This is a genomic window from Cupriavidus sp. YR651 (assembly GCF_900101625.1).
Lineage (GTDB): Bacteria > Pseudomonadota > Gammaproteobacteria > Burkholderiales > Burkholderiaceae > Cupriavidus.
This window is the reverse complement of record NZ_FMYZ01000002.1, coordinates 203,643-229,820: the sequence shown is the minus strand read 5'-3', so window position 1 is coordinate 229,820 and position 26,178 is coordinate 203,643. Positions and strand designations below refer to the sequence as shown.

Sequence of the window (26,178 nt, the reverse complement as noted above, 5' to 3'; positions counted from 1 at the left end):
CGTCAGGCACCCGACTCCCGATATAACGCATGATCAAGCTCATCGTCGGCCTCGGCAATCCCGGGGCGGAATACGAAGCCACGCGGCACAACGCCGGATTCTGGCTCGTCGACCAGCTCGCCCGCATGGGTGGCACAACGCTACGCGTGGAAGGCCGCTTCCACGGCCTGGCCGGCCGTGCGCGGCTGTGGGACCAGGACATCTGGCTGCTCAAGCCATCAACATTCATGAACCGTTCCGGCCTGGCCGTGGTATCGCTGGCGCGCTTCTATAAAGTCCTGCCGGACGAAATCCTCGTGGCACATGATGAGATGGACCTGCCTGCGGGCGCCGTCAAGCTCAAGCGCGGCGGCGGTGCGGGCGGCCATAACGGGCTGAAGGACATCGCCGCTCACCTGACCACACAGGACTACTGGCGGCTGCGCCTGGGCGTGGGCCATCCGCGCAATGCCCCGGGCGGCGCCGGAGCCGCCCGCGAGGACGTGGTGAACTATGTGCTGAAGCCGCCGCGGAAGGAAGAACAGCAAGCCATCGACGAGGCCATCGACCGCAGCATCGACCCGCTGGGACTGCTGGCGCGAGGCGAGAGCGAGCGTGCGATGATGGAACTGCACACGGGACGCTGATCGCGCCTCATCCCCTAAGCCTGAGCGGAGCAATCCGCCACGCGGCCAGCAAAAAACCCCGCCAACATGCGTTGAGCGGGGTTTTTCTTTTCCGGATAGCCCGGAACGAGCAACGAGTCGACCGCCGATGCGATCCGGCTTCAGGCCGCGTGCCTTGCCGCGGTCAGCAACCGGTAGCGTTGCATCAGCACTTCATGCGTTTCCACCCGGTTGGGATCCTTGGGAATACACGCAACGGGGCAGACTTGCTGGCACTGCGGTTCGTCAAAGTGGCCGACGCACTCGGTGCACTTGTTGGGGTCGATCTCGTAGATCTCGGGCCCCATCGAAATTGCTTCGTTCGGGCACTCGGGCTCACAAACGTCGCAGTTGATGCAGTCGTCGGTGATGATCAGCGCCATGATATTTCCTTCCAGCGACCCGCCCGCGCCCGACTGGCCACGTCGGCGGGATCGAAGACTTCTATTTTATTCCGGTTTGCCAATCTTCTCCTGAAGCCAGCGCTCCACGGAGGGAAAGACAAACTTGCTGACATCGCCGCCCAGCACCGCGATTTCGCGCACGAAGGTGCCCGAGATGAACTGGTACTGGTCAGACGGCGTCAGGAACATGGTTTCGACGTCAGGCAGCAGATAGCGGTTCATGCCGGCCATCTGGAACTCGTATTCGAAATCCGACACGGCGCGCAGGCCGCGGACGATCACGCGCGCATTGTTCTTGCGCACGAAATCCTTAAGCAGGCCCGAGAAGCCTTCCACCCGCACGTTGGGGTAGTGGCCGAGCACCTCGCGCGCGATGCCGATGCGCTCCTCGAGCGAGAAGAATGGGCGTTTGTTGGGGCTGTGCGCCACACCGACCACCAGCTCGTCGAAGATATTCGACGCGCGGCGGACGAGATCCTCGTGTCCCCGGGTCATGGGATCGAATGTACCGGGATAGACCGCGACGACCATATTTCCTCCTTTGGGCTGCCCGTTGCCGGCTTCACTTGCCGTTTCGAATGATTCTTGGTGACGAGCGTTGAACAAACAACAGCGGCGTAGTGTAACGCCAAATGCCGCGTTTGGAAGTCGGCACGCGCACCCTTTTTGCGGCATTGCAGCACGACCGGAAAGGCTTATACGGCGCGGAACTCGTCGTACGACGTCTCTATTCCGATCCGCCTGGCAGGCGATGTTGCAACAGGTGGAAGTGCACCGCGCCGGCCCGTGCCTGACGCACGATCTCCAGCGATGCCGGCACCGGCGCATCCGGTCCGATCAGCGCACGATCGGTTTCCACATACACGGCCCCGCCCGGACGTGACAGCCGCGCCGCATGCTCCAGTGCGGGCCCGAGCCAGTCCTCCGCAAACGGGGGGTCCAGGAAGATCACGTCGAAGCTGGCGGCGGGCATCTGCGCGGCCACACCAAAGGCATCGCCCTGGATGACCTTGACCTGCACGGCGTCAAACCGGTACTGGTTGTCACGCAACTGGCGCGCCACACGCGGGTTGGCTTCCACCAGCGTCACGGCGGCGGCGCCGCGCGACGCGGCTTCGAAGCCAAGTGCGCCGGAGCCCGCAAACAGGTCGAGGCAGCTCAGCCCGGACAGGTCCTGGCCAAGCCAGTTGAACAGGGTTTCCCGGACGCGGTCCGGGGTCGGGCGTAAGCCCTCGGCGTCAAGCACCGGCAACAGGGAGCGCTTCCAGCGCCCGCCGATGATCCGCACCTGGGCGGTCGCCGATCGTGACGCTGGGGAAGAGGATCGCACGCGCGGCGCGGGCGAAGGTCGGGAACGCGAATTCATGCCGTGATTGTAGAGCCTGCCACGCCGCGCCACACCGGCCGCGGGGCGGCGCGCCCCACCATCGGATGGGGCGCACGATGATCAACGGCTACTTTTCGGGGCCGCCAACAATGACCGTGGCCATCGCGTCCGGGTGAACATGGCGCTGGAATGCCGCACGGACCTGATCGCGCGTGATCTTGTTGATCTGCGCGGTCCACGTGTCGAGGTAGTCGAGCGGCAGGCCATACCAGCCGATATTGGCCACATTGGTCAGCAGCTTGCGATTGCTGTCGATTCGCAGCGGAAAGCCGTTGACCAGGTTGTCCTTGGCAGCGCGCAATTCAGCGTCGGTCGGGCCCTGCGCCACGAATTGGGCAACGATCTGGCGCACCAGCGTCAGCGCCTCATCGGTGTTGGCCTTCTTCGTCTGCAGCGTGATGCCGAACGGACCCGGCTGCCTGGACGGTGCGAAATAGCTGTCCACGCCGTAGGTCAGCCCCCGCTTCTCGCGCACCTGATCCGTCAGGCGCGAGCTGAAACCGCCGCCGCCCAGCACGTAGTTGCCCACCAGCAGCGCGAAGTAGTCGGGGTCGCCACGCGCGATAGCGGGCTGGCCCATCGCCACGCTGGCCTGCTGCGCCGGATGCGGGATGCGCTTCTCGCTGGCCGGAATCGTCATCTGCACGTCGGGGATCGCCGGCGGCGCGACGCCTTCGGGCAGGCCCTTCGTCAGGTCTTCGGCGATCTGTTCGGCCTGCTTGCGGTCGATCGCGCCGATCAGCGTCACGACGGCGCGCTTTGCGCTGTAGGTGTCGCGCCAGAACTTCGTCAGGTCGTCGCGCGTGATTGATCCGACCGACTCCGGCGTGGCCGATACCCCGTAGGGATGGTTCGGGTACATCGCCTTCGACACGGTCTTGTCGGCGATTACGCCCGGGCGCGTATCGCCCTCGCGGATCGCGGTGATCAGGCGCTGCTTTTCGCGAGCGACCACGGCGTCCGGATAGGTCGGCGCCTTGATGAGCTGCCCGGCCAGACGCAGTGACTGCTCACGTTCAGGCGATGCCGTCAGCGTCCGCAGGCCGATGCCACCGCGGTCTCCCCCGGCAGCGCCGCCAAAATCGGCACCGGTATCGGCGAATGCATCGGCGATCTGCGCTTCGTTGCGCGCCGGCTGGCCATCCTGCGCGGCGGCACCCTTGTCGAGCAACGCGGCGGCGAGCGTTGCCAGCCCGGCCTTGCCCGGCGGGTCATAGCGGCTGCCGGCGTCGAAGTCGATATTGACGTCGAGCATCGGGATCGACGGGCTCGGCACGAAAAATACCTTTGCCCCGGTGGATGCGGTCCAGCTCTCGATCGGGATGGCGGCATGGGCCACGGCACCGGCGAGGAACGCGACCACCCCGCAGGCGGCGCCAGCCAGCCGGCGCACCATGCGTGGCGATGCAATCGTCATGACGGATACGGACATCGTCGCTCCTCAGTGACGCAGGCCCTCGGGGGCCGCGGTCTTGGGCTTGTTGGGGTCGATCGGCTGCGGCAGCAGCGTGGCCACGGTCAGGTTGTCGTCGCTGAAATACTTGCCGGCGACGGCCTGCACCTGGGCTGGCGTGACTTCCTTGATCTTGTCGAGCATGCGGTCGATCTGGCGCCAGGAGAGGCCTGCGATCTCGGCCACGCCGATTTCCATGCCCTGCCCGAAGACCGAGTCGCGCTTGTAGATCTGGCCGGCCACGACCTGCGCCTTCACGCGCTTCAGCTCCTCTTCGGACACGCCGTTCTTCGCGATCCGCTGGATTTCCTCGCGCAACGCGCGCTCGATCTCCTCGGTGGTATGACCGCTGGCGGGCGTGCCGTCGAGCACGAAGAGCGATTCGCCACGATTGATGCTGTCGTAGCCAACGTTGACGTCGTCGGCCAGCCGCTGCTCGCGCACCAGCTCGCGCGTCAGGCGGGCGTTGTCGTAGCCGTTGAGCACGGCGGACAGGACTTCCAGCGCGTACGGATCGACATCCTTCTCCACGTCATGCAGGCGCGGCACCTTGTAGGCCATCACCATGTACGGGTTCTCGGCCGGCGCCTTGACCCAGATGCGCTTGATGCCTTCCTGCTTGGCCTCCAGCTGCGTCTTGCGCAGCGGCAGCGTGCGCGGCTTGAGCTTGCCGTAGTAGCGCTCGGCCATCGCGCGGACCTCGTCCGGGCGGACGTCGCCGGTCACCACCAGCATCGCGTTGTTGGGCACATACCAGGCCTTGTACCACTCCTGCACATCCTCGACCCGCATGTTCACGAGGTCGTCCATCCAGCCGATCACCGGGTGGCGGTACGGCGCGGCCGTGTAGACCGTGGCCAGCAACTGCTCGTAGACGGTGCCGCGCGGGGAGTCGTCGGTACGCAGGCGGCGCTCCTCCATCACGACCTTCATCTCGCGGTCGAACTCATCCTTCTTGATGATGAGGTTGGCCATGCGGTCGGCCTCCAGCTCCATCATCTTCGGCAGGTATTGCTTGGCGATCTGCTGGTAATAAAGCGTGAAGTCCCGATTGGTCATCGCGTTCTCGCGTCCGCCCAGCATGGCGATCTGGCGCGAGAACTCGCCCACCGGCACCTTGGGCGTCCCCTTGAACATCATGTGCTCGAGCATGTGGGCCACGCCGGTGGTTCCGCTGACCTCGTCGATGCCACCGGTCCGATACCAGATCTGGTGCGCCACCGTCGGCGCGCGATGGTCTTCCTTGACGATCACGCGCATGCCGTTGGACAAGCGGAATTCCGTGGTGCCGGCCTCTGGCTGCCCCACGGCCGCCGTGCGGGCGCCCGAGGGCGGCGACTGGGGGGCGGGCGCGGACGTCGTCCGGGCAGTCTCGTTCGATGGCTGGGCAAGCGCCGGCCCGGCCGGCAGACCGGCCAGGGCAGCGGCGAACGCGGCGGCAATCATGGTGGGATGGATGCGCCGCGCGAGTGCGGCGGCGCCGGCGGGCAGCGATTCGGGACGGGCGGCGCCCGGTCCGGACATGACAGCGCAATGGTTCATGCGACCCCGTCTGCTAGAATTTTGGCGATTGATTCTACCGGGGTATTGACCCCTTTCCCAATGTTTAGTTTCTGGAAGAAGCGCAAGGCCGAGCCGGCCCCTGCGCCTGCCGAGTCGCCGGCCGCCGTGCCCGCGCCGGCCGTGGCACCGGCGCCCCTGGCCGCACCCGCGCCCGCCCCGACCCTCGCGCCGGCTCCCACGCCTGCGCCGACGGCGGCCCCAACCCCTTCACCTGTCCCTTCGCCAGCCCCTGTTCCGGCGCCAGTTCCCGCGCCAATTCCCGCGCCAATTCCCGCTCCGGCCCCCATTCCCGCGCCCATTCCCGCCCTCGCTCCGGTGCCAGCACCAGTGCCGGCACCGGCCCCCGCGCAGGTTCCGCCACCCCGGCCGGCTCCGGTTGCCTTCGATCCGCCGGTGGCGGATGACATGGAACTGACCCCGCCGCCCGCGCCGACGCCTGAGGCCAAACGTGGCTGGATGTCGCGCCTGCGCGCCGGGTTATCAAAGACCAGCAAGAACATCGGCACGCTGTTCGTTGGCGTGAAGGTCGACGAAGCCCTGTACGAGGAACTGGAGACCGCGCTGCTGATGGCCGATGCGGGCGTCGAGGCGACGGAATACCTGCTGGGCGAACTGCGCCGCCGCGTCAAGAGCGAGCGCATCGAGACGTCCGAGGGCGTGAAAGCCGCGCTGAAGGACCTGTTGACCGATCTGCTGCGTCCGCTCGAGAAGACGATGGAGCTGGGCCGCGAACAGCCGCTGGTCATGATGATCGCGGGCGTGAACGGCGCCGGCAAGACCACCAGCATCGGCAAGCTCTGCAAGCATTTCCAGGCCTACCACCAGTCGGTGCTGCTGGCCGCCGGCGACACGTTCCGCGCCGCCGCGCGCGAGCAGCTGACCATCTGGGGCGAACGCAACAACGTGACGGTGGTCGCCCAGGAGAGCGGCGATCCGGCCGCGGTGATCTTCGATGCGGTGAACGCGGCGCGCGCCCGCAAGATCGATGTCGTGATGGCCGACACCGCTGGCCGCCTGCCCACGCAGCTTCACCTGATGGAAGAGCTGAAGAAGGTCAAGCGCGTGATCGCCAAGGCCATGCCCACGGCACCGCACGAGTGCCTGCTGGTGATCGACGCCAACACGGGGCAGAACGCCCTGGCCCAGACGCGCGCGTTTGACGATGCGCTCGGTCTGACCGGCCTGATCGTCACCAAGCTCGACGGCACTGCCAAGGGCGGCATCTTGGCGGCGATCGCCCGCCAGCGCCCGGTGCCGGTGTATTTCATCGGCGTGGGCGAGAAGGTGGAAGACCTGCAGCCGTTCAGGGCCGACGAGTTCGCGGAGGCGCTGCTGGGATAGCGTGGGATAGCGCGCCGCGCCGCACAAGCCACCGAAAGAAAAAACCCCGGTATCGCTACCGGGGTTTTTCCTTGCCTCGCGCTGGGCGCGCGCTCGCGCTTACTCGCTATCCGGCTGCACGCCCGGTGCCGCCTTCTGGAACGCCTCCAGCGCCATGCACGCATCGTTGATCTTCGCGATCGTCGGAAAACGGCTCATGTCGACGTTGAAGCGTTGCGCGTTGAAGACCTGCGGTACCAGGCACAGGTCGATCAGCGTCGGCGTGTCGCCGAACGCGAACCGGCCCACACGGCCGAGCTGCGACAGGTTGACCTCCAGCGACGCAAAGCCCTCCTCGACCCAGTGCTTGTACCACGCGTCCTTGACCTCGTCCGTCGCGCCCAGCTTGTGCTTCACGTACTTCAGCACGCGCAGGTTGTTCAGCGGATGGATCTCGCACGCGATCTCCTGCGCCAGGCCACGCACGATGGCGCGGTCCAGCGCATCCTTTGGCAACAGCGGCGGCTCCGGGTGTACCTCGTCCAGATACTCGATGATCGCCATCGACTGGATCAGCGGCTGACCGTCGACGACCAGCGTCGGCACCACGCCATCTGCGTTGAGCGCGCGGTATTCCGGCTTCAGCTGCATGCCGCCCTCCTTCAGCAGATGCACGCCCACGTACTCATAGGGCAGGCCCTTCAGGCCGAGGGCGATGCGCACCCGGAAGGAGGCCGAGCTGCGGAAGTAGCTGTAAAGCTTGAGCATCGCGTCAGACCACCTTGACGGTCAGGTCGCCCACACCCTCGATGTGGCATTGCATGACGTCGCCCTTGACCACCGGGCCCACGCCTTCAGGCGTCCCGCTATAGATCAGGTCGCCCGGCTGCAGCTCGAACAGCTTCGACAGATACGACACCATCTCCGGCACCGACCAGATCAGGTCCGACAGGTCGCCGCGCTGCTTCTCGGCACCGTTGACGGCCAGCGTCACCGCGCCCTTCTCCGGATGGCCGATGGCGGACACGGGCACGATCGGGCCAATCGGCGCCGATTTGTCGAAGGCCTTGCCGGTCTCCCAGGGGCGGCCGGTCTTCTTCGATTCGTTCTGGAGGTCGCGGCGCGTCATGTCCAGGCCAATGGCGTAGCCATAGACGTGGCTGGCGGCTTGCTCCACGGAGATGTCCTTGCCACCCTTGCCGATGGCCACGACCAGTTCCACTTCATAGTGGCAGTTGCCGGTGCCGGGGGGGTACGGGAAGGTGCCCTCGGTGTTGTCGGCAATGTAGCTGACGGCGTCAGACGGCTTGCAGAAGAAAAACGGCGGTTCGCGATCGGGATCCGAACCCATCTCGCGGGCGTGTGCGGCATAGTTGCGGCCCACGCAATAGACACGGCGCACAGGAAACGCGGCGCTGCTGCCTCGCACGGGAACGCCGACGGGGGCTTGCGGGGCGAATACGAACTCGGTCATCCAACTCTCCAGACTCTTTTTTCTGATGGAACGCTGGGCGGACGCATCCGGCACCTCCCGCGGCAGGTGTGCCACGGGAGCGCCGCGCCCGGCGCAGCAGGGCAAAAGCATACACCTTGCGTACCGCGGCATACAGTACAGGTAGTCCCGGCGCGAATCTTGCATATTGCACCGCAACCAAGCGACCGCCATGACCCGCCGCCACCCGCCCCCATCCGCCAATGCACCACCGGCCGCTCCACCCCGCCAGCTCCGCATCTTGCTGGTGCGGGATCCGCATGACGCCGATCCGCTCAACGTGGAGACCATCCGCGCCGGACTGGCGCAGGCCGGCTTCCCGGAGGTGGAGACCGTCGATGCCGACCTGCGCCTGCCCGACGTGATCGCCGCCAGCCAGCCGGACCTCGTCATCATTGCCTCCGAATCGGCCGCCCGCGACACCATCGAGCACGTCTGCGTTTCCACGCAGCACGCGCCGCGCCCGATCGTGCTGTTCACGGATAACGACGACGCCCAGCGCATCAAGGGGGCGCTGTCCGCCGGCATCACCGCCTATATCGTCGACGGCCTGCGCGCCGAGCGCGTGAAGACGGTGCTGAACGTTGCCTATGCCCGTTTCGAACTCGACCAGCAACTGCGCGCGGAGCTGGACGCCACCAGGCTCAAGCTGGCCGAGCGCAAGACGGTCGAGCGCGCCAAGGGGCTGCTGATGGAGGCGCGCGGCATCAACGAGGAAGAGGCCTTCAAGCGCCTGCGCAACATGGCGATGGAGCGCGGCATCAAGCTGGTGGAAGCTGCCCAGCGCGTCATCGATGTGATGACCTGATCGCCCGCACCGGCCGCACGCGGCTGGTGCAATGCACAATTTCGGCGCCACCGGCCGGTCGTCCCGCACGACTTCGCGCCCACTTCGCGCCCGACAGCAAAGCCGGCGTGCCCGTTCGCGGTACGCCGTCGGCACCGCTTGCGAGCGTGCCGCATCCGCGTGGTGAATTTCCCGCGTTTCGTCCTCCGCCATCCCGCTGGCACGTCGCTTGCGTTATCGATGTCGCGACCAACGACGGTTGCGCGGTACGAAGTCTGAAGCATCACCGAACAACATATGCACGCGGTCAACGACGACCGCGCGGCATCGGACAACGGCGTCCTGAACTGCACCCTGATTTCTGGCGAAGGCGGGATGCGGATCGGGACGCCTTTTTCTTTCTGGAGCCATCGCAATGCCCTCTCGCCTGAAGATTGCCAAGACCCCGCGCGCCGCCGTGGAATCCGCCGCCGCCGAAACGGCCCCCGCGAGCCACGGCCGTCGCCGCGCGTTGGCCACCATCGCCGGTGCCAGCGTGATGACGCTGGTGGACCCGCTGGTGCGCAGCGGTGCCTGGGCGGCGGGCTCCGACGCGCCGGAGAAGTCCGAGGTGAAGATCGGCTTCATCCCGCTGACCGATTGCGCGTCCGTCGTCATGGCATCGACGCTGGGCCTGGACAAGAAGTACGGCATCAAGATCACGCCGAGCAAGGAAGCATCCTGGGCGGCCGTGCGCGACAAGCTGGTCAATGGCGAACTGGACGCCGCCCACGTGCTGTATGGCCTCATCTACGGCGTGCAGCTGGGCATCGGCGGCCCCAAGAAGGACATGGCCGTGCTGATGAACCTGAACCACAATGGCCAGGCCATCACGCTGTCGTCCAAGCTGTCCGAGAAGGGCGTCCGCGACGGCGCCAGCCTGCGCGCGCTGATGGCCAAGGAGAAGCGCGACTACACGTTCGCGCAAACCTTCCCCACCGGCACGCACGCGATGTGGCTCTACTACTGGCTGGCGGCCAACGGCATCAATCCGATGCAGGACGCCAAGGCGATCACGGTGCCGCCGCCGCAGATGGTGGCCAACATGCGCGTGGGCAACATGGACGGCTTCTGCGTCGGCGAACCCTGGGGCGCGCGCGCCATCGCCGACAAGATTGGCTTCACCGTGGAAACCACGCAGGCCATCTGGAAGGATCACCCGGAAAAGACGCTCGGCACCACCGCCGACTTCGTTCAGAAGAATCCGAACACGGCGCGTGCCATGGTGGCCGCGATCCTGGAAGCGTCGAAATACATCGACGCATCGGCTTCGAACCGTCGCAAGACGGCGGAAACCATCGCCGCCAAGTCCTACGTCAATACCGACATGGACATCATCCTGGACCGCATGCTCGGCCGCTACAGCAACGGCCTGGGCAAGACCTGGGACGACCCCGATTCCATGAAGTTCTATCAGGACGGCACGGCGAACTACCCGTTCCTCTCAGACGGCATGTGGTTCCTGACCCAGCACAAGCGCTGGGGCCTGCTGAAGGACCACCCGGACTACCTCGCCGTGGCCAGGCAGGTGAACCGGATCGACGTATTCAAGCAAGCGGCCGCAGCCGCGCAGGTAGCGGTGCCCAAGAGCGACTTCCGCACCGCCCGGCTGATCGACGGCGTGACGTGGGATGCGACCAAGGACCCGAAGGCCTACGCCGACGGCTTCAAGATCAAGGCCTGACGCTGCTCCGCTGGCGGCGCAGCCTGCCCGGCTTGCTCCGCCTACCTTTCCCTGCCCGCCCCTTCAGGAGCCAGACGTGAACGCAATTGCCCAAGCCGCGCCGGAAGGCGCCACCGCCATAAACGCGGAATCCGTCGACCCCGATATCAAGGAGCAGACGCGCCGCCGCAAGCTGGAGATCGCCGCGCAGGAGCGCCAGGCCGCGCGACGCGACGCGTTCGGCGGCGTCGTGCTCAAGGCCGTACCGCCGGTGGTTGGCTTTGTGTTGTTCCTGCTCGTGTGGCACGGCATCGCCACCATGATCCCGGCCATCCCCACGCCCGGCGCGACGTGGAACGCGGCGGTGCCGCTGTTCTCCGATCCGTTCTACCGCAACGGGCCGAACGACCAGGGCATCGGCTGGAACGTGCTGGCATCGCTGACCCGCGTGGCGGCGGGCTTTGGCCTGGCCGCGCTGGTCGGCATTCCGGCCGGCTTCCTGCTCGGGCGTTTTGCGTTCCTGAACGCGATGGCCGCGCCCGTGATCAGCCTGCTGCGTCCGGTGTCGCCACTGGCATGGCTGCCGATCGGCCTGCTGCTGTTCAAGGCGGCCAACCCTGCCGCCATCTGGGCGATCTTCATCTGCTCGATCTGGCCGATGATCATCAACACCGCCGTGGGCGTGACGCGCGTGCCGCAGGACTACCTGAACGTGGCGCGTGTGCTGGATCTGTCCGAATGGAAGGTATTCCGCCGCGTGCTGTTCCCGGCCGTGCTGCCCTACATGCTTACCGGCGTGCGGTTGTCGATCGGTACGGCATGGCTCGTGATCGTCGCCGCGGAGATGCTGACGGGCGGCACCGGCATCGGCTTCTGGCTCTGGGATGAATGGAACAACCTGAAGGTCGAGCACATCGTGATCGCGATCTTCATCATCGGCGTGGTCGGCCTGGTGCTGGAGCACCTGCTGCTGGCGCTGGCCCGCCGCTTCAGCTACGGCAACACCTGATCGGGGACGGACGTCATGGAAAAGTTTGTCAGCATCGAGAACGTCGGGCAGACGTTCAAGACACGCAAGGGGCCGTTCGTGGCCCTGCGCGAGATCCACCTCTCCATCGCCGAGGGGGAATTCATCACGCTGATCGGGCACTCCGGCTGCGGCAAGTCCACGCTGCTGAACCTGATTGCCGGACTGACCAGCCCGACCTCCGGCGCACTGATCTGCGCGGGCCGCGAGATCGCTGGCCCGGGGCCGGAGCGTGCGGTGGTATTCCAGAACCATTCGCTGCTGCCGTGGATGACTTGCTTCGAGAACGTGCACCTGGGCGTGGAGCGCGTGTTCGGCGCCACCGAAAGCAAGGCGCAGCTGAAGGCGCGCACCCACGACACGCTCGCGCTGGTTGGCCTGACGCATGCGGAGGCCAAATATCCGCACGAGATCTCGGGCGGGATGAAGCAGCGGGTAGGCATTGCCCGTGCGCTGGCGATGCAGCCCAAGGTCCTGCTGATGGACGAACCGTTCGGCGCGCTGGATGCGCTGACGCGCGCCCACCTGCAGGACGAGCTGATCAAGATCGTCGCCCGCACCAGGAGCACGGTGGTCATGGTCACGCACGACGTGGACGAGGCCGTGCTGCTGGCCGATCGTATCGTCATGATGACCAACGGCCCCGCGGCGACGATCGGCGAGATCCTGAAGGTCGATATTCCGCGCCCGCGCGATCGCGTGGCGCTGGCCGACGACAAGACCTACCACGCTTGCCGCACGGCCGTGCTGGACTTCCTGTACCGGAAGCAGCGCAATCCGGCGCTGCAGGAGGCCGCATAGGCGGGACCGCACACCCCAGATCAACCCGACGCGGCGGCGATGGGATCAGGCAGGCGTGGGCGAAGCCGCCCCGCTCCGCTATCATGAACCCCAAACTCCACGATCCAAGCGCCGCGCCATGACGTCCTCCACAGACACCCCCGCCACCCCCGGTGGCAACAGCTTTCCCGCCGCGAAGTTCATCAAGGAAATCGGACGCGGCGTGAATGGCGCCCGCGCGCTGCCGCGCGAGGATGCGCAGGCGCTGTTCGATGCCATGCTGGCCGGTCGTGTGTCCGACATCGAACTGGGCGCCGTGCTGATGGCGTACCGGATCAAGGGCGAGGCGCCCCATGAGCTGGCCGGCATGCTGGAGGCGGCTCACGGCCACTGCACGCCGCTGGCGCCGCCGCCGGACAAACCCGTGGTGGTGATTCCCAGCTACAACGGCGCGCGCAAGCAACCCAACCTGGTACCACTGCTGGCATTGCTGCTGGCGCGCGATGGCGTGCCGACGCTGGTGCATGGCACGCGCCAGTTTCATGGCCGCGTGACCAGCATGACGTTGTTCGAAGCGCTGGGCGTGCCGCTGTGCACGACCACCCAGGCGGCGCAGGACCAGTTGCGTGCGGCGGCGAATCCGCTGGCCGTGCTGCCGATCGAGGTGCTGTCACCGGCACTGGCGCGACTGCTGGAGAAGCGATCGATCATCGGCCTGCGCAATTCGTCGCACACGATCGTCAAGATGCTGCAGCCCATCGGGGCCCACACGCCTGCCGAAGCGCTGCGCCTCTACAGCTACACCCATCCCGAATATCGCGAGACGCTGACCGACTACTTTTCGCACGAGCCGGCCAACGTACTGCTGGCGCGCGGCACCGAGGGCGAAGTCGTGGCCGATGCGCGCCGCAGCAGCCGCATCGACTGGCTCCACGACGGCCATCAGCGCACGATGGTCGACCCGGTCGGCGGATCGATCGGCGAGGTCCCGGAACTGCCGTCGGGCAACGACCCCGCCCAGACCGCCGCCTGGATCCGCAAGGTGATGGATGGCACCGTGCCAGTACCGGCGCCGATCGTCACCCAGTTGGAAACGATCAAGGACTGCCTGAAGCAGGCGACCCGGGTGGCGTGGGCCAGCCCAGTCTGAGCGCTCGGCCTGCGTCCGCTTATGACCGGCGCGGCGGCAGCGGAATGCGCTCGGTTTCGCCCGGCACATGCGGAAACTGGTCGTCCTGCCAGCGCTGGGCGGCCTCTTCGATGGCTTCCTTACTGCTTGCCACGAAATTCCAGTAGATAAAGCGCCGGCCGTCAGTCGGATCGCCACCCAGCAGCATCACGCGCGAGGGGATCGTCGCCGTGATCGTCACGCTCTCACCCGGCACCAGCACGACGAGGTGCTCGGCCGGCAGGGTCTCGCCATCGAGCGTCAGGTTGCCGTCGACCGGATAGACACCCCGCTGGACGTGCTCGGGCGGAATCACCAGGCTGGCCCCGGCATCCATCTCGATCGCCACGTAAAGCGTCCGGCTATACACCCTGACCGGGGACTCGGCGCCGAATGCGTCACCGGCGATCACCGTCATCCGGACGCCGGGCAGCTCCAGCTTGGGGAGGGTCGCGCCCGGGTGATGATGGAACGAGGGCTGATCGTTCTCGTGCCCCTTGGGCAGCGCCACCCAGGTCTGAATGCCATGCAGCCGCGGGCCGGCTTCGCGGGCGCCATCGGGCGAACGCTCCGAATGCGTGATGCCGCGACCGGCCGTCATCCAGTTCACGTCGCCGGGCCGGATCACCTGTTCGCTGCCCAGGCTGTCCCGGTGCATGATTTCCCCCTCGAACAGGTAGGTGACGGTCGCCAGACCGATATGAGGATGCGGACGCACATCCATGCCATTGCCGGGAGGCATCGCCACCGGCCCCATGTGATCGAAGAAGATGAATGGTCCAACGGTCTGGGTGGTGGCGGCGGGCAGCAAGCGCCGCACCGTGAATTCGCCGATGTCCCGCACATGGGGCTTTAGCAAGTGTTCGATGGCAGACATGACGGGTACTCCGTGGATGAGATAAACGTTGTCGGTGAGATCAGAAAACAACTCGAGTGTAGCGAATCGCGCAATACAGAATCCCGGAATCGAAGCGAAACTGACGGGCTCCGCTCCCCTCTAATCCTCGTACCCCAGACGGCCTGCCCGCAAGTCCTTATCGGACGCGGCATGCCGATTCGGGCGATAGTTTTCTCGCTATTTGAAAATGCCTTTTGATCGTCGGGAACTATCACCCCTATAACTTCTCCAACTTAGCACTCACCCGGCCTGAGTGCTAATATGCGTTGCAATGCGGTGTCCCTTCGCCTTTGACGGGACACACCGGCAACCCACCGCCGGATGCGAAAGGAGCAATTGAGTGAACGCAGTCCTGTCTGCCGATCAGAATCAAGTTTCCCGCCGTCTGCCGACGGCGCCCCAGAGTACTGCCGCGGCCAGCTTCGCGCTGACGTTCCCCGGTACGCTGGGAAATCTGGACAGCTACATCCAGGCTGTCCACCGTATTCCGCTGCTCACCCATGAGGAAGAGCAGCGTCTGGCACGTGACCTGCGCGACACGGATTCCGTCGATGCCGCCCGTCGCCTGGTGATGTCCCACCTCCGCCTGGTGGTGTCCATCGCGCGTCAGTACCTGGGCTACGGCCTGCCGCACGCGGACCTGATCCAGGAAGGCAACATTGGCCTGATGAAGGCCGTGAAGCGCTTCGACCCGGATCAGGGTGTGCGTCTCGTGTCGTACGCGATGCACTGGATCAAGGCCGAAATCCACGAGTACGTGCTGAAGAACTGGCGCATGGTCAAGGTGGCGACCACCAAGGCCCAGCGCAAGCTGTTCTTCAACCTGCGCAGCCACAAGCAGGGTGCTCACACCTTCACACCCGAACAGGTGGAAGCCGTTGCGCGCGAGCTCAACGTGAAGCCCGAGGAAGTGATGGAGATGGAAACCCGCCTGTCGGGCGGCGACCTGGCGCTGGAAGGCCAGATCGACGACGGCGAGGAGGAATTCGCCCCCATCGCCTATCTGGCGGACAACCATAACGAGCCGACTCGCGTGCTGGAGGCCAAGCGCCAGGACCGCATGCAGGTGGAAGGCCTGGAAGAGGCCCTGGAGCGCCTGGACGCGCGTAGCCGCCGCATCATCGAGGCACGCTGGCTGGACGTGAACGACGACGGCTCGGGCGGCTCCACGCTGCATGAGCTGGCCGACGAATTCGGCGTCTCAGCCGAGCGCATCCGCCAGATCGAGGCGGCCGCGATGAAGAAGATGAAGGGTGCGCTGGCGGCTTTCGCCTGATTCCACCGTCGCAGCAAAAACGAAGGGCCGGTCATGTGACCGGCCCTTCTTGTTTCTGGCGCGCGCCTGGCGGCGCTTGCACATTCTACGAGAGCAGTTGCTTCAGGTCGTGAGCGATCGGCTCCGGGCCTTGGCCATGGCGGATGAACAGGCGCAGCTGGCCGTTCGGATCAAAGACATAGCTCCCCGCCGAATGATCCATCGTGTAGTTGTTGGGCGACGTGCCCGGCACCTTGGCGTAGTAGACCTTGAAGTCCTTGGTCACCTTCTTCAGCGCCGCCTCGTCGGCAGGGCGCAGGCCCAGGAAACGCGCATCGAAGGCCGGAACGTACTGGCCCAGCAACGCGCCGGTATCGCGCTCCGGATCCAGGGTCACGAACAGCACCTGCACCTTGTCCGCATCCGGCCCCAGTTGCTCCATGACGGCCTTCAGCTCGGCCATCGTGGTCGGGCAGACATCCGGGCAATGCGTGTAGCCAAAGAACATCACCACGGCCTTGCCCTTGAAATCCGCCAGCGTGCGGGTCTTGCCGGCCGGATCGGTCAGGGCGAAGTCCTTGCCGAACTCGGTGGCGCCGGAGATATCGACGTTGCGGAACGAGGGCTTCGGTTGCCCGCAGGCGGCCAGCAAGGCCGTGCAGAGCGCCAGCAGGCAGAAGCGGCGGATCATGGCCAGGAGGCCTTGGGAAGAGGTCGGCATGCGCGGTCGTCGGGAAAGGTTGCCCGGAAGTATCGCCGATGGAACCGGCACTGGCCTCCGGGCGCGGCAAGATGCCGCAGGACATGGCCCCTGCGGGCCGTGCTCAGACCTGCGGCACGAACTTGAAGTAGTGATCCACCAGCAGCGCGGCGAACAGCAGCGACAGGTACAGGATCGAGTAGCGGAAGGTGCGTTGCGCCAGCCCGTCCGAATAGTTGCGGAACAGCTTCCAGGCGTAGCCGAGGAACACCAGCCCCAGCCCCAGCGCAGCCGCCAGGTAGATGTAGCCGCACATGCCGTACACGAACGGCAGCAGCGTGGCGGCGATCATGACGAGCGTGTACAGCAGGATATGGAGCAGCGTGTAGCGCTCCCCGTGCGTGATCGGCAACATCGGCAGACCGGACTTGGCGTAGTCCGCACGGCGATACAGCGCCAGCGCCCAGAAGTGCGGTGGCGTCCATGTGAAGATGATCAGCACCAGGAACCAGGCCTCGGCCGGCACCGTACCGGCGACGGCGGCCCAACCCAGCGCGGGCGGCATGGCGCCCGACAGGCCGCCGATGACGATGTTCTGCGGCGTGGCCGGCTTCAACAGGATCGTGTACACCACCGCATAGCCCAGGAACGTGGCGAAGGTAAGCCACATCGTCAGGTCGTTGGCAAACACGTGCAGCAGCCACATGCCCGCGCCACCCAGGATGGCCGAGAAGATCAGCGTCTGCGTGGTGGTGATCTCGCCCGTGGCGGACGGCCGCCACGCGGTTCGGCGCATCAGTGCGTCGATCTTCTGCTCGACCAGGCAATTGATGGCGAACGCCGCGCCGGCCAGCAGCCAGATGCCGGCGGCACCGCCGATCAGCACGGACCAGGGCACCATGCCGGGCGTGGCCAGGAACATGCCGATGACAGCGCAGAAGACCGCAAGCTGGGTCACGCGCGGCTTGGTCAGGGCGGCGTATTGGCGGGCCAGATGACGTAATCGGCCCACGGAAGAGTGGGGGTGGGTAGCAGTAACCACGGGGGGCATCTTGTCCTTCATGTGGCGCGCGCGGCAATGGACGATTGGGCGGCGGCGCCGGCGAAACGGGTCGCGAGGCCGATATTGTAGTTGAGACGGAGCAACAGCATCAGCAGCAGGGCTGCTCCGCCGTTATGGGCGACCGCCGCCACCAGCGGCCAGTCGAACACGATATTCGACATCCCCGTGGCCAGTTGCAGCGCCAGCACGGCCAACAGCCATCTGGCATGACGGGCGAGCCCCTCAAGCCGGCGGGCGCGCAGGCCGAACCACGCCAGGTAGCCCAGCACCACGAAAGCAAAGCCGCGGTGCACCCAGTGGATGGCCACCAGCGCGGCATGCGGGATGTAGTCGCCATCCGCCGTCATGCCGAGTTGGCGCCAGAGCGTGAAGCCATGGCGGAAGTCCATCTCCGGCACCAGTTGCCCGTTGCAGAGCGGGAAGTCCGTGCAGGCCAGCACCGCGTAGTTGGTGCTGACCCAGCCGCCCAGGAAGATCTGGATCACCAGCAGCACGATCCCGATTGCGCCCGCCCACCGCAGCGATGCCGCCTGCGGCGCCACCACATGCGGCGGATCGTTACGCGATCCCAGCCAGATCAGCGACGCCAGCAGCGCCATCGCCAGCAGCAGGTGGGTGACGACGATGACCGGTTGCAGCTTCATGGTCACGGTCAGCATGCCAAACGCGCCCTGCACGCAGACCAGCACCAGCACGCCCGTGGCAAACCACGGCGACTGCTTCAACTCGCGGCGCTTGACCCAGGCCAGCACCATCAGGGAGATGATGAGAACCCCCACCGCCATGGCGAAATAGCGGTGGATCATTTCGATCCACGCCTTCGCCAGCGTCACCGGGCCGCTGGGCAGCGCCGTTTCGGCGGCGCGGATCGGCTCCATGGCCGCGTGCGGATTCGAATGGCCATAGCAGCCCGGCCAGTCCGGGCAGCCCAGGCCCGAATCGGTCAGCCGGGTAAAGCTGCCGAACATGATGAGGTCCAGCGTCAGGAACGCCGTGATCCAGACGAGCTTGCGGTATTTGTCGCGGTCGCCGCGCACCAGTACGTAGGACAGCGGCAGCAGCGCGATCAGGATGCCGATGATGGCGAGTTGGAGCAGCATGGAAAATCAGCCAATTCGGGAATACTTGAGCAGCTTCTTCAGGTCACTGCTCATCTGCTTGGGGTCGGGCTCCTTCGGCCAGCGCATCATCAGGTTGCCCAGCGGGTCGACCAGAAATACCGTGTCTTCGATGCGCGCGCCGGACTCCGCCGGCAGCCACTGCCGGATCGCCTCGCGATCCATGCGCAGGAACCGCACGCCCGCATAGGGTTCGTTGTAGGCAGTGGAGAGCCGCTCGTCCACGGCGCCGTTGTCGGAAATCAGCCAGACCGGCACGATCCGCTCGCGGCCTTCGCCCTGCCCCGCGCGAATCTGGCGCATCGTGAAGAGCTTTTTCGCGCAGGCTTCGTCACAGGCGGACGGGTCCGTCATCACCATCAGCCACTTGCCCCGGAACGCCGCCAGCGGCACCGACTCGGCGCGCTCGTTGGCAACCTGGACGGCCGGCATGGGCCGTTGCGGATCGATCAGCGTGCCGTAGTTGGTGCTGCCACCAGTCGGCTTGATCACGTAGAACGTGAAGTACGAAAAGATCACTGGCGATGCGCAGACCAGCAGCAGCATCAGCATCTGCAGGCGGCCACGGCGCGTGCGCGCGTCGATGCGGGAATCCGGCGGGGCCGTAGGGTCTTGCTGCGACATGGAGTTCGTCTGTACGTTCATCGTTCGGTTGTCAGTTCTCGCCGCGCCGCGCGCGGCGCCAGCCCAGCACGCCCACCAGCACCGCGGTCAGCGCGGCCAGGCCGAACCACTGGAAGGCGTATCCGTAGTGGCGATCGGCACCAAGATCGGCAGGTGCCCAGTCGCGCGCCAGCCCGTCGCCATTATCCGTGGCCTGCTCGATCACGAGCGGCAGCAGCGGTGCGCCGATTTCCTTGCCATACGCGTCCAGGTCGACATTCTGACGGATCTTTCGCCCGGCCTCGGCGGAAGCGTCCTGCCCGAGGCTGTAGACGCGCGGAACCGCCGCCAGCGCGGTGCCTTCCAGCGTGATCTCGCCCGACGGCGTCTGAAACGGCGCGATGCGCGTACGGTCCTGTACATCGCGCGGCAGCCAGCCCCGCAATACCAGCACGCTGCCCCCGCCGCCCGCAAGCTGCAGCGGGGTCAGCACGAGGAAGCCGGCGCGACTGTCGGTGCCATTGCCGTGCGGGCGATTGTCCAGCAACACGGTCTTTTCCGCATCGAGACGGCCACGCGCGCGAACGCGGCGGTCAGCCAGTTGCCTCACATCCCGATTGCCCGCGCCGAGTTCCTCCGGCGGCTGCGCCGCCAGCGCGGCCAGGCGTGCGGCACGGTCGATCTTCTCGTGCGCGCGCTTCAGTTGCCAGTTGCCCAGCGCGCACGTGACGGCGATCACCACCAGCGCCGCCACCATCGGCACCGGACCCGGTGCACGCCACCCCCTGCGGGTCGTCACGACTTCCCCCCGGCCACCACGGTGCGATAATGACCACTTCCGAGAGCGGACCCCATCACGGCCCCCATGCGCTTCGTCATCGTCGTTGCCTTCATCCTGATCATCGGCAGCCTTGCCTCCGCGCTATTTTTCATGATGCGCGACCGGGGCCGCACGCCCAACATGATGCGATCGCTGATGTTCCGCGTCGGCTTCTCCGTGGCGCTGTTCCTGTTCATCCTGTTTTCGCACTGGATGGGATGGATACAAAGCACCGGCATCCAGATGTCGCCGTGAGCGTTGCAGGCTCCGCAAAAAAGAAGCGCCGCTGAGGAGGTCTCTCGCGGCGCTTCTTTTTTGTACTGCATGCACAGCGGGCGCGGGAGAATCTCCCGCCATCCGCCGCAATCGGTTGCAATCCGTCGTGTCGACGGCTTACAGCCAGTACACCACCACGTAGAGACCGAGCCAGACCACGTCCACGAAGTGCCAGTACCAGGCGGCGCCTTCGAACGCGAAGTGATGCTCCGGCGTGAAATGCCCGCGCAGTACGCGGCCCAGCACCACCGCCAGCATGATCGCGCCCATCGTCACGTGGAAGCCGTGGAAGCCGGTCAGCAGGAAGAACGTCGAACCATAGACACCCGAGGTCAGCTTCAGGTTCAGTTCGTGGTACGCGTGCATGTACTCGTAGACCTGCAGGCACATGAAGATCGCGCCCAGCAGGATGGTCAGCACCAGGCCCTGGATCAGCTGGCTGCGCTTGCCGGCCAGCAGCGCGTGGTGCGCCCAGGTCAGCGTTACACCCGAGGTCAGCAGCAGCGCCGTGTTGATCGTCGGGATCGGCCACGGGCCCATCGTCTGGAAGCTCTCCACCGTACCCGCCGGGCCGACGTTGGGCCACACGGCCGCGAAATCCGGCCAGATGATCTTGTTGTTCAGGTCACCCAGCCACGGCATGGCGATGGTGCGGGCATAGAACAGCGCGCCGAAGAACGCCGCGAAGAACATCACCTCCGAGAAGATGAACCAGCCCATCGACCAGCGGAACGATACGTCGATGTTCTTGCCGTACAGGCCGCCTTCGGACTCGCGGATGGCATCGCCAAACCAGCTCTTGAGCACGAACAGGAACCACAGCAGGCCGAAACCGCACAAATACGGCGCCCACGGTTGCCCGTTGACCCAACCGGCAGCGCCGGCGCCAGTCATCAGCAGGCCGAATGCCGCCGTGATCGGATGGCGCGACGGGCCCGGTACGAAGTAGTACGGAGCGTTTGCGCGATTCGCACTCATTCTTCTATCTCCAGCTCAGAGTCTTTGATTCAGTGGTCGTTATCCGCACATCCGGCCCCAACGGCTGGCCGGCGGCGTGCTCTACTTTCTTATCTTCTGTCCAACCCTGCTCCGCGTGCGACCGCGGTCTCCTACCCCACCACGGCGCGCACGATGCCGATCAGTATCGCCACGAACACCGCCGCGGCAATCAGCCCGGCGATGATCACGTGCACCGGATTCAGGCGCGCCATGTCGGTCTCATGCTCCGACCCCTTGCGCAACCCGACGAACGACCAGAGCACCGCCCGCACGGTCTGCATGAACGATGCCTTGCGATGCACCGGATCATCCATGTTGCCCACCTCAGCTACCCTGCCGCGGGGCGTCCAGCTCGCCCTGCGGCGCTTGCGCGACCGGCGTGCCGACCTCGAAGAACGTGTACGACAGCGTGATGTTCTTCACATCCTTCGGCAGGTTCGGATCGATCACGAACACCACCGGCATCTCGCGCGCCTCGTTGGCCTTGAGCGTCTGCTGCTTGAAGCAGAAGCACTCCACCTTCTTGAAGTACTCCGTCGCCTGCTTTGGCGCGTAGCTCGGGATTGCCTGCGCGGAAATATCGCGCGACTGCCCGTTGGCCACTTCGTACACGATCGTCGTCAGCTCGCCCGGATGGACCTCCATCGAATTCTTCACGGGGCGGAACGCAAACGGGCCGCGCGCGTTGGAATCGAATTCGACGGTGATCGTCCGGCTCTTGTCGATCTGCGTGTTCTTCACCGATCCGCCATACAGATCGCGCGTGGTCACCACGTTGAGGCCGGTGAGGTCGCAAATCTTCTTGTACAGCGGCACGAGCGCATAGCCAAAGCTGAACATCAGACCCACCACCACCAGCAGCCGCAACAGCATGCCGCGGTTGAAGCGCTTCTCGAGAGCCTTGTCCTGCGCGTCCACGCCAGTCTCCTGCTTCCGTACTGCTACGACTTGAAGGTTTCAGCCGCCAAGGAACACCATCTTGGCAAAGAATCCCAGGAAGAAGACCACCACGATGGACAGGAGGATCAGGCCCAGCCGGCGATTGGCGGCTTGCTGCGTGGCTTGACGGTCCTGCTGTGACGGGCTTTTTTCTGAGGGCTGCATGTCGATACCTGCTCGGGCGCCGGGTGCATGGGCATCCTGCCCACGCACCCGTTGCCAGTTACTGTCTGCTGCGTGATACCTGGCCGGGCATTACCTGACCCGCGGCGGCTCTTCGAAGGTGTGGAACGGGGCCGGCGACGGCACGGTCCACTCCAGGCCTTCGGCGCCATCCCACGGCTTGTCGCCGGCCTGCTGGCCGCCACGGTACGACGGCAGCACCACGAAGAAGAAGAAATACACCTGCATCAGGCCAAAGCCCAGCGCGCCGATCGACGCGATCGCGTTGAAGTCCGTGAACTGGGTCGGATAGTCCGCATAACGACGCGGCATGCCGGCCAGGCCCAGGAAGTGCATCGGGAAGAAGGTCACGTTGAAGAAGATCAGCGAACCCCAGAAGTGGATCTGACCGCGGGTCTCGTTGTACATGAACCCGCTCCACTTCGGCCCCCAGTAGTAGAAGCCCGCGAACAGCGCGAACAGCGAACCGGCCACCAGCACGTAGTGGAAGTGCGCCACGATGAAGTACGTGTCCTGCAGCTGGATGTCGATCGGGGCGACGGCCGGCATCAGGCCCGTGAAGCCGCCGATCGTGAACACGAAGATAAAGCCGATCGCGAACAGCATCGGGGTCTCAAACGTCATCGAGCCGCGCCACATCGTGGCGATCCAGTTGAAGATCTTCACGGCCGTCGGCACCGCGATCAGCATCGTCGCGTACATGAAGAACAGCTGGCCGGTCACCGGCATGCCGGTCGTGAACATGTGGTGGGCCCACACGATGAACGACAGGATGGCGATGGAGGCCGTGGCGTACACCATCGAGCTGTAGCCGAACAGGCGCTTGCGCGCGAAGGCCGGCACGACGTGCGAGACGATCCCGAACGCCGGCAGAATCATGATGTAGACCTCGGGATGGCCGAAGAACCAGAAGATGTGCTGGTACATCACCGGGTCACCGCCACCGGCGGCCGAGAAGAAGCTCGTGCCGAAGTGGCGATCGGTCAGCACCATGGTGATGGCGCCGGCCAGCACGGGCATCACGGCGATCAGCAGGTAGGCGGTGATCAGCCAGGTCCAGCAGAACATCGGCATCTTCATCAGCGTCATGCCGGGCGCGCGCATGTTGAGGATGGTCACGATGATGTTGATCGAGCCCATGATCGACGATGCACCCATGATGTGCATGGCGAAGATGGCCATGTCCATGCCGGGGCCCATCTGCACCGACAGCGGCGCGTACAGCGTCCAGCCGGCGGCGGTGGCGCCGCCCGGGACGAAGAACGATCCGACCAGCAGCAGCGCGGCGGGCGGCATCAGCCAGAAGCTGAAGTTGTTCATCCGGGCAAAGGCCATGTCGGATGCGCCGATCTGCAGCGGGATCATCCAGTTCGCAAAGCCGACGAAGGCCGGCATGATCGCGCCGAACACCATGATCAGGCCGTGCATGGTGGTGAACTGGTTGAACAGTTCCGGGCGGAAGAACTGCAGGCCCGGCTCGAACAGCTCCAGGCGGATCAGCAGGGCCAGCACGCCGCCCGAGAGCAGCATCGTGAACGAGAACAGCAGGTACAGCGTACCGATGTCCTTGTGGTTGGTGGCAAACAGCCAGCGGCGCCAGCCGTGCGGATGATCGTGTGCGTGATCATCGTGGGCGTGATCGTGCGGATGACCCAGTGCTTCCGGGGTAGCGGTACTCATCGCGATGACTCCTGAATTCCTGATGCGGGTGCTTCCGCGGGTCAGCCTGCGACGCGGTTGCCCGCGAGGCTGGCCTGCTTGTCAGTGGATGCGGCGGCCGGCTTGGCCTGGGCCTTGGGCGAGGCATCGCCTGCGCCGGCCGTGGGTGCGCCACCGCCCTCGGGGAACTTGCCCGCACGGGCGTTCACGAAGTCAGCCGGCTGGATCACCTCGCCGGTCCGGTTGCTCCAGCTGTTGCGCGTGTACGTCATGGCCGCGGCCAGCTCGGTATCGGAGAGCTGCTTCCACGACGGCATGCCGCCCTTGCCTTCCAGCAGGATGTGCATCTGGCCGGCCTTCGGCCCGTTCACGACCTTGGAGCCGTCGAGCGCCGGGAACGCGCCGCCGCCCTTGCCGTTCGGCTGGTGGCAGACCGCGCAGTTGGACGCATAGACCTTCTCGCCCCGGACCTTCATCTCGTCGAGCGTCCAGGTCTTGTTGGGATCATCCGCCGCCGCAGCCAGGGCCTTCTTCTTCTCGTCGACCCACTTGGTGTAGTCGGCGTCAGACACGACGCGCACGACGATCGGCATGAAGGCGTGTTCCTTGCCGCACAGCTCCGCGCACTGGCCGCGGTAGATGCCGGTCTTCTCGGCCTTGAACCAGGTGTCGCGCACGAAGCCCGGGATGGCGTCCTGCTTGACGCCGAACGCCGGGATCATCCACGCGTGGATCACGTCGTTGGCCGTCGTGACGATGCGGATCTTCTTGTTGACCGGCACCACCAGCTCGTTGTCCACCTCCATCAGGTAGGTGTTCGACTTTTCCTGCTGGTTGTTGATCTGCTCGCGCGGCGTGGTCAGCGTGGACACGAAGGAAATCCCCTCGCCCTGGCCCTTCAGGTAGTCGTAGCCCCACTTCCACTGGTATCCGGTGGCCTTGATGGTGATGTCGGAGTTGGTGGTGTCCTTCATCGCGACCACGGTCTTGGTGGCCGGCAGCGCCATCGCAATCACGATCAGGAACGGGACGATGGTCCAGACAACTTCGACGGTAATGCTTTCGTGGAAGGATGCCGACTTGGCGCCGCGGCTCTTCCGGTGCGTGAAGATGGAATAGAACATCACGCCGAACACGGCGACGAAGATCACCGTGCAGATGATCAGCATCATCCAGTTCAGCCAGTGAATCTGTTCGGCGATCTTTGTAACGGGTTCGGTCAGGTTCAGCTGTCGGACGGCGGGGCCGCCTGGCATGTCACTGACCGCGGAGGCCGCCTGGCTGACAAGCAGGGACGCGCCTGCCAGACATGCTGCGGATGCCTTCTTCCACATTTTCATTGTTTATCTACCCAATTTACAGATTCAAATCTGTCCCCGCCCTGCCCGGCACCCCGTCCTTTCAGACGCGATGCAAGGCCGCTGCGAGTTCCTGCGCGAACTTGCGTCGCCGCCTCGGGTCCAGATAACACCCCACCCGCACGGCTCGCTTGTCCGACCGCAAGACCACCAGCGCCCGGAACGATTCACCCAGTTCGACCCGCACCCAGCGCGGGTTGAATTCCTCACGCGTGACCCGCGTGGCACTGGCTGTCTCCACGACCAGTATCCCGTCAGTCACACTCACGCGTTCATAATCCGCCGCATGGCGCGCATACACCAGCAGGGCAATCCCCAGCCCGAGCAGCTCCAGCCCGGCAAACGGCAGCACGAGCCAGGCCCCCTGCCACACGGCAAGAAACACCGCGATGGCAGTCGAGAAACATACGATGGAGAAGTAAAACCAGCCGACCTGGCGTGGAGACAGCGAGCAATTTCGCTTCATCAGCCAGTCGTTGCTCGGCAAGGGAGGTCGTCCGTCGAGATTTCCGCCGGAGTCACCTACTGCCGTCTGGAATGCGATACCCAAGTCTTGCATCGCCAACCACTCTGCATCGGA

General features: G+C 65.4%; 29 protein-coding genes. 9 read left to right on the top strand and 20 right to left on the bottom strand.

All coding sequences use genetic code 11. The features are described from left to right. Window positions 1–29: 29 nt before the first annotated feature. Window positions 30–626, top strand: a complete 597-nt coding sequence (pth, locus tag BLR29_RS07195; RefSeq protein ID WP_092135795.1) for an aminoacyl-tRNA hydrolase — start codon at window positions 30–32, stop codon at window positions 624–626. 140 nt (window positions 627–766) lie between these two features. Here the strand turns inward: pth and BLR29_RS07190 are convergent, their stop codons facing one another. The 5 genes from BLR29_RS07190 to BLR29_RS07170 all read right to left on the bottom strand — a co-directional run bounded on the left by BLR29_RS07190 (window position 767) and on the right by BLR29_RS07170 (window position 5,430). Then, on the bottom strand, window positions 767–1,027 hold the full coding sequence (locus tag BLR29_RS07190) for a YfhL family 4Fe-4S dicluster ferredoxin (protein WP_092135794.1): 261 nt from the start codon (window positions 1,025–1,027) through the stop codon (window positions 767–769). Between the two features lie 66 nt (window positions 1,028–1,093). Then, window positions 1,094–1,579, bottom strand: coding sequence for a pantetheine-phosphate adenylyltransferase (coaD, locus tag BLR29_RS07185; RefSeq protein WP_066739714.1), 486 nt, complete (start codon window positions 1,577–1,579; stop codon window positions 1,094–1,096). A gap of 196 nt (window positions 1,580–1,775) precedes the next feature. Further along, a complete protein-coding gene (rsmD, locus tag BLR29_RS07180; protein ID WP_176860896.1) occupies window positions 1,776–2,414 on the bottom strand; it encodes a 16S rRNA (guanine(966)-N(2))-methyltransferase RsmD in 639 nt (212 codons plus the stop codon). An 88-nt stretch (window positions 2,415–2,502) separates the two neighbouring features. Next, window positions 2,503–3,867 carry a M16 family metallopeptidase gene (locus BLR29_RS07175; protein ID WP_092135791.1) on the bottom strand — a complete coding sequence of 455 codons (1,365 nt, stop codon included), beginning with the start codon at window positions 3,865–3,867 and terminating at the stop codon, window positions 2,503–2,505. A 9-nt stretch (window positions 3,868–3,876) separates the two neighbouring features. After that, window positions 3,877–5,430: a M16 family metallopeptidase gene (locus BLR29_RS07170; RefSeq protein WP_092135789.1), complete on the bottom strand. Its 1,554-nt coding sequence runs from the start codon at window positions 5,428–5,430 to the stop codon at window positions 3,877–3,879. A 60-nt stretch (window positions 5,431–5,490) separates the two neighbouring features. Here BLR29_RS07170 and ftsY point away from each other — a divergent pair, with 60 nt between their 5' ends. Beyond that, window positions 5,491–6,792, top strand: a complete 1,302-nt coding sequence (gene ftsY, locus BLR29_RS07165) for a signal recognition particle-docking protein FtsY (protein ID WP_176860895.1) — start codon at window positions 5,491–5,493, stop codon at window positions 6,790–6,792. Window positions 6,793–6,891: 99 nt separating this feature from the next. Here the strand turns inward: ftsY and maiA are convergent, their stop codons facing one another. Both maiA and BLR29_RS07155 read right to left on the bottom strand, forming a co-directional pair. Continuing rightward, a complete protein-coding gene (gene maiA / locus BLR29_RS07160; RefSeq protein ID WP_092135787.1) occupies window positions 6,892–7,539 on the bottom strand; it encodes a maleylacetoacetate isomerase in 648 nt (215 codons plus the stop codon). 4 nt (window positions 7,540–7,543) lie between these two features. Further along, complete coding sequence (locus BLR29_RS07155) at window positions 7,544–8,245, bottom strand: fumarylacetoacetate hydrolase family protein (RefSeq protein WP_092135786.1); 702 nt, start codon at window positions 8,243–8,245, stop codon at window positions 7,544–7,546. A 190-nt stretch (window positions 8,246–8,435) separates the two neighbouring features. Here BLR29_RS07155 and BLR29_RS07150 point away from each other — a divergent pair, with 190 nt between their 5' ends. From BLR29_RS07150 to ybiB, 5 genes are all read left to right on the top strand, one after another. After that, a complete protein-coding gene (locus tag BLR29_RS07150; RefSeq protein WP_092136638.1) occupies window positions 8,436–9,071 on the top strand; it encodes an ANTAR domain-containing response regulator in 636 nt (211 codons plus the stop codon). Between the two features lie 394 nt (window positions 9,072–9,465). Continuing rightward, window positions 9,466–10,773, top strand: a complete 1,308-nt coding sequence (locus BLR29_RS07145; protein ID WP_092135784.1) for a CmpA/NrtA family ABC transporter substrate-binding protein — start codon at window positions 9,466–9,468, stop codon at window positions 10,771–10,773. Window positions 10,774–10,849: 76 nt separating this feature from the next. After that, complete coding sequence (ntrB, locus tag BLR29_RS07140; protein WP_092135783.1) at window positions 10,850–11,761, top strand: nitrate ABC transporter permease; 912 nt, start codon at window positions 10,850–10,852, stop codon at window positions 11,759–11,761. A 15-nt stretch (window positions 11,762–11,776) separates the two neighbouring features. After that, a complete protein-coding gene (locus BLR29_RS07135) occupies window positions 11,777–12,580 on the top strand; it encodes an ABC transporter ATP-binding protein (RefSeq protein WP_092135781.1) in 804 nt (267 codons plus the stop codon). 118 nt (window positions 12,581–12,698) lie between these two features. Further along, the gene (gene ybiB, locus BLR29_RS07130; RefSeq protein ID WP_092135780.1) at window positions 12,699–13,709 is read left to right on the top strand and encodes a DNA-binding protein YbiB; all 1,011 of its coding nucleotides are present in this window, start codon (window positions 12,699–12,701) and stop codon (window positions 13,707–13,709) included. A gap of 19 nt (window positions 13,710–13,728) precedes the next feature. Here the strand turns inward: ybiB and BLR29_RS07125 are convergent, their stop codons facing one another. Beyond that, on the bottom strand, window positions 13,729–14,604 hold the full coding sequence (locus BLR29_RS07125) for a pirin family protein (RefSeq protein ID WP_092135778.1): 876 nt from the start codon (window positions 14,602–14,604) through the stop codon (window positions 13,729–13,731). A 361-nt stretch (window positions 14,605–14,965) separates the two neighbouring features. Here BLR29_RS07125 and rpoH point away from each other — a divergent pair, with 361 nt between their 5' ends. Further along, window positions 14,966–15,901, top strand: coding sequence for an RNA polymerase sigma factor RpoH (gene rpoH / locus BLR29_RS07120; protein ID WP_092135777.1), 936 nt, complete (start codon window positions 14,966–14,968; stop codon window positions 15,899–15,901). An 85-nt stretch (window positions 15,902–15,986) separates the two neighbouring features. On the opposite strand, the gene BLR29_RS07115 is transcribed toward rpoH, so the two are convergent. From BLR29_RS07115 to BLR29_RS07095, 5 genes are all read right to left on the bottom strand, one after another. Further along, a complete protein-coding gene (locus BLR29_RS07115; RefSeq protein WP_092135775.1) occupies window positions 15,987–16,601 on the bottom strand; it encodes an SCO family protein in 615 nt (204 codons plus the stop codon). A 103-nt stretch (window positions 16,602–16,704) separates the two neighbouring features. Then, entirely contained in the window at window positions 16,705–17,631 is a 927-nt protein-coding gene (cyoE, locus tag BLR29_RS07110; RefSeq protein WP_176860911.1) for a heme o synthase, read from the bottom strand. A gap of 8 nt (window positions 17,632–17,639) precedes the next feature. Further along, window positions 17,640–18,743, bottom strand: coding sequence for a COX15/CtaA family protein (locus tag BLR29_RS07105; protein ID WP_092135772.1), 1,104 nt, complete (start codon window positions 18,741–18,743; stop codon window positions 17,640–17,642). A 6-nt stretch (window positions 18,744–18,749) separates the two neighbouring features. Next, window positions 18,750–19,406 carry an SCO family protein gene (locus tag BLR29_RS07100; RefSeq protein WP_092135770.1) on the bottom strand — a complete coding sequence of 219 codons (657 nt, stop codon included), beginning with the start codon at window positions 19,404–19,406 and terminating at the stop codon, window positions 18,750–18,752. Window positions 19,407–19,416: 10 nt separating this feature from the next. Continuing rightward, window positions 19,417–20,121, bottom strand: coding sequence for an SURF1 family protein (locus BLR29_RS07095; RefSeq protein WP_092135769.1), 705 nt, complete (start codon window positions 20,119–20,121; stop codon window positions 19,417–19,419). Between the two features lie 108 nt (window positions 20,122–20,229). Between BLR29_RS07095 and BLR29_RS07090 the strand changes: the two genes are divergently transcribed. Then, window positions 20,230–20,439, top strand: a complete 210-nt coding sequence (locus BLR29_RS07090) for a twin transmembrane helix small protein (protein WP_092135767.1) — start codon at window positions 20,230–20,232, stop codon at window positions 20,437–20,439. A 138-nt stretch (window positions 20,440–20,577) separates the two neighbouring features. On the opposite strand, the gene BLR29_RS07085 is transcribed toward BLR29_RS07090, so the two are convergent. The 7 genes from BLR29_RS07085 to BLR29_RS07055 form a co-directional block, all read right to left on the bottom strand. Then, window positions 20,578–21,438 carry a cytochrome c oxidase subunit 3 gene (locus tag BLR29_RS07085; protein ID WP_092135766.1) on the bottom strand — a complete coding sequence of 287 codons (861 nt, stop codon included), beginning with the start codon at window positions 21,436–21,438 and terminating at the stop codon, window positions 20,578–20,580. Between the two features lie 131 nt (window positions 21,439–21,569). Then, window positions 21,570–21,773 (bottom strand): DUF2970 domain-containing protein, encoded by a 204-nt coding sequence (locus BLR29_RS07080; protein ID WP_092135764.1) that lies wholly within the window; start codon window positions 21,771–21,773, stop codon window positions 21,570–21,572. Between the two features lie 10 nt (window positions 21,774–21,783). Beyond that, entirely contained in the window at window positions 21,784–22,377 is a 594-nt protein-coding gene (locus BLR29_RS07075; protein ID WP_092135763.1) for a cytochrome c oxidase assembly protein, read from the bottom strand. 39 nt (window positions 22,378–22,416) lie between these two features. Then, entirely contained in the window at window positions 22,417–22,563 is a 147-nt protein-coding gene (locus BLR29_RS32385) for a cytochrome oxidase small assembly protein (protein ID WP_176860894.1), read from the bottom strand. Between the two features lie 90 nt (window positions 22,564–22,653). Next, window positions 22,654–24,261, bottom strand: coding sequence for a cytochrome c oxidase subunit I (gene ctaD, locus BLR29_RS07065; protein WP_092135760.1), 1,608 nt, complete (start codon window positions 24,259–24,261; stop codon window positions 22,654–22,656). Window positions 24,262–24,302: 41 nt separating this feature from the next. After that, window positions 24,303–25,580, bottom strand: coding sequence for a cytochrome c oxidase subunit II (gene coxB, locus BLR29_RS07060; protein WP_092135758.1), 1,278 nt, complete (start codon window positions 25,578–25,580; stop codon window positions 24,303–24,305). Between the two features lie 61 nt (window positions 25,581–25,641). Beyond that, window positions 25,642–26,157 (bottom strand): DUF2244 domain-containing protein, encoded by a 516-nt coding sequence (locus BLR29_RS07055; protein ID WP_092135757.1) that lies wholly within the window; start codon window positions 26,155–26,157, stop codon window positions 25,642–25,644. Window positions 26,158–26,178: the final 21 nt, after the last annotated feature.

Coding starts and splice junctions, on each gene's coding strand:
- pth (WP_092135795.1), top strand. CDS start 30: ATGATCAAGCTCATCGTCGGCCTCGGCAATCCCGGGGCGGAATACGAA.
- BLR29_RS07190 (WP_092135794.1), bottom strand. CDS start 1,027: ATGGCGCTGATCATCACCGACGACTGCATCAACTGCGACGTTTGTGAG.
- coaD (WP_066739714.1), bottom strand. CDS start 1,579: ATGGTCGTCGCGGTCTATCCCGGTACATTCGATCCCATGACCCGGGGA.
- rsmD (WP_176860896.1), bottom strand. CDS start 2,414: ATGAATTCGCGTTCCCGACCTTCGCCCGCGCCGCGCGTGCGATCCTCT.
- BLR29_RS07175 (WP_092135791.1), bottom strand. CDS start 3,867: ATGTCCGTATCCGTCATGACGATTGCATCGCCACGCATGGTGCGCCGG.
- BLR29_RS07170 (WP_092135789.1), bottom strand. CDS start 5,430: ATGAACCATTGCGCTGTCATGTCCGGACCGGGCGCCGCCCGTCCCGAA.
- ftsY (WP_176860895.1), top strand. CDS start 5,491: ATGTTTAGTTTCTGGAAGAAGCGCAAGGCCGAGCCGGCCCCTGCGCCT.
- maiA (WP_092135787.1), bottom strand. CDS start 7,539: ATGCTCAAGCTTTACAGCTACTTCCGCAGCTCGGCCTCCTTCCGGGTG.
- BLR29_RS07155 (WP_092135786.1), bottom strand. CDS start 8,245: ATGACCGAGTTCGTATTCGCCCCGCAAGCCCCCGTCGGCGTTCCCGTG.
- BLR29_RS07150 (WP_092136638.1), top strand. CDS start 8,436: ATGACCCGCCGCCACCCGCCCCCATCCGCCAATGCACCACCGGCCGCT.
- BLR29_RS07145 (WP_092135784.1), top strand. CDS start 9,466: ATGCCCTCTCGCCTGAAGATTGCCAAGACCCCGCGCGCCGCCGTGGAA.
- BLR29_RS07135 (WP_092135781.1), top strand. CDS start 11,777: ATGGAAAAGTTTGTCAGCATCGAGAACGTCGGGCAGACGTTCAAGACA.
- ybiB (WP_092135780.1), top strand. CDS start 12,699: ATGACGTCCTCCACAGACACCCCCGCCACCCCCGGTGGCAACAGCTTT.
- BLR29_RS07125 (WP_092135778.1), bottom strand. CDS start 14,604: ATGTCTGCCATCGAACACTTGCTAAAGCCCCATGTGCGGGACATCGGC.
- BLR29_RS07115 (WP_092135775.1), bottom strand. CDS start 16,601: ATGCCGACCTCTTCCCAAGGCCTCCTGGCCATGATCCGCCGCTTCTGC.
- cyoE (WP_176860911.1), bottom strand. CDS start 17,631: ATGCCCCCCGTGGTTACTGCTACCCACCCCCACTCTTCCGTGGGCCGA.
- BLR29_RS07105 (WP_092135772.1), bottom strand. CDS start 18,743: ATGCTGCTCCAACTCGCCATCATCGGCATCCTGATCGCGCTGCTGCCG.
- BLR29_RS07100 (WP_092135770.1), bottom strand. CDS start 19,406: ATGAACGTACAGACGAACTCCATGTCGCAGCAAGACCCTACGGCCCCG.
- BLR29_RS07095 (WP_092135769.1), bottom strand. CDS start 20,121: ATGGTGGCGGCGCTGGTGGTGATCGCCGTCACGTGCGCGCTGGGCAAC.
- BLR29_RS07090 (WP_092135767.1), top strand. CDS start 20,230: ATGCGCTTCGTCATCGTCGTTGCCTTCATCCTGATCATCGGCAGCCTT.
- BLR29_RS07085 (WP_092135766.1), bottom strand. CDS start 21,438: ATGAGTGCGAATCGCGCAAACGCTCCGTACTACTTCGTACCGGGCCCG.
- BLR29_RS07080 (WP_092135764.1), bottom strand. CDS start 21,773: ATGGATGATCCGGTGCATCGCAAGGCATCGTTCATGCAGACCGTGCGG.
- BLR29_RS32385 (WP_176860894.1), bottom strand. CDS start 22,563: ATGCAGCCCTCAGAAAAAAGCCCGTCACAGCAGGACCGTCAAGCCACG.
- ctaD (WP_092135760.1), bottom strand. CDS start 24,261: ATGAGTACCGCTACCCCGGAAGCACTGGGTCATCCGCACGATCACGCC.
- coxB (WP_092135758.1), bottom strand. CDS start 25,580: ATGAAAATGTGGAAGAAGGCATCCGCAGCATGTCTGGCAGGCGCGTCC.
- BLR29_RS07055 (WP_092135757.1), bottom strand. CDS start 26,157: ATGCAAGACTTGGGTATCGCATTCCAGACGGCAGTAGGTGACTCCGGC.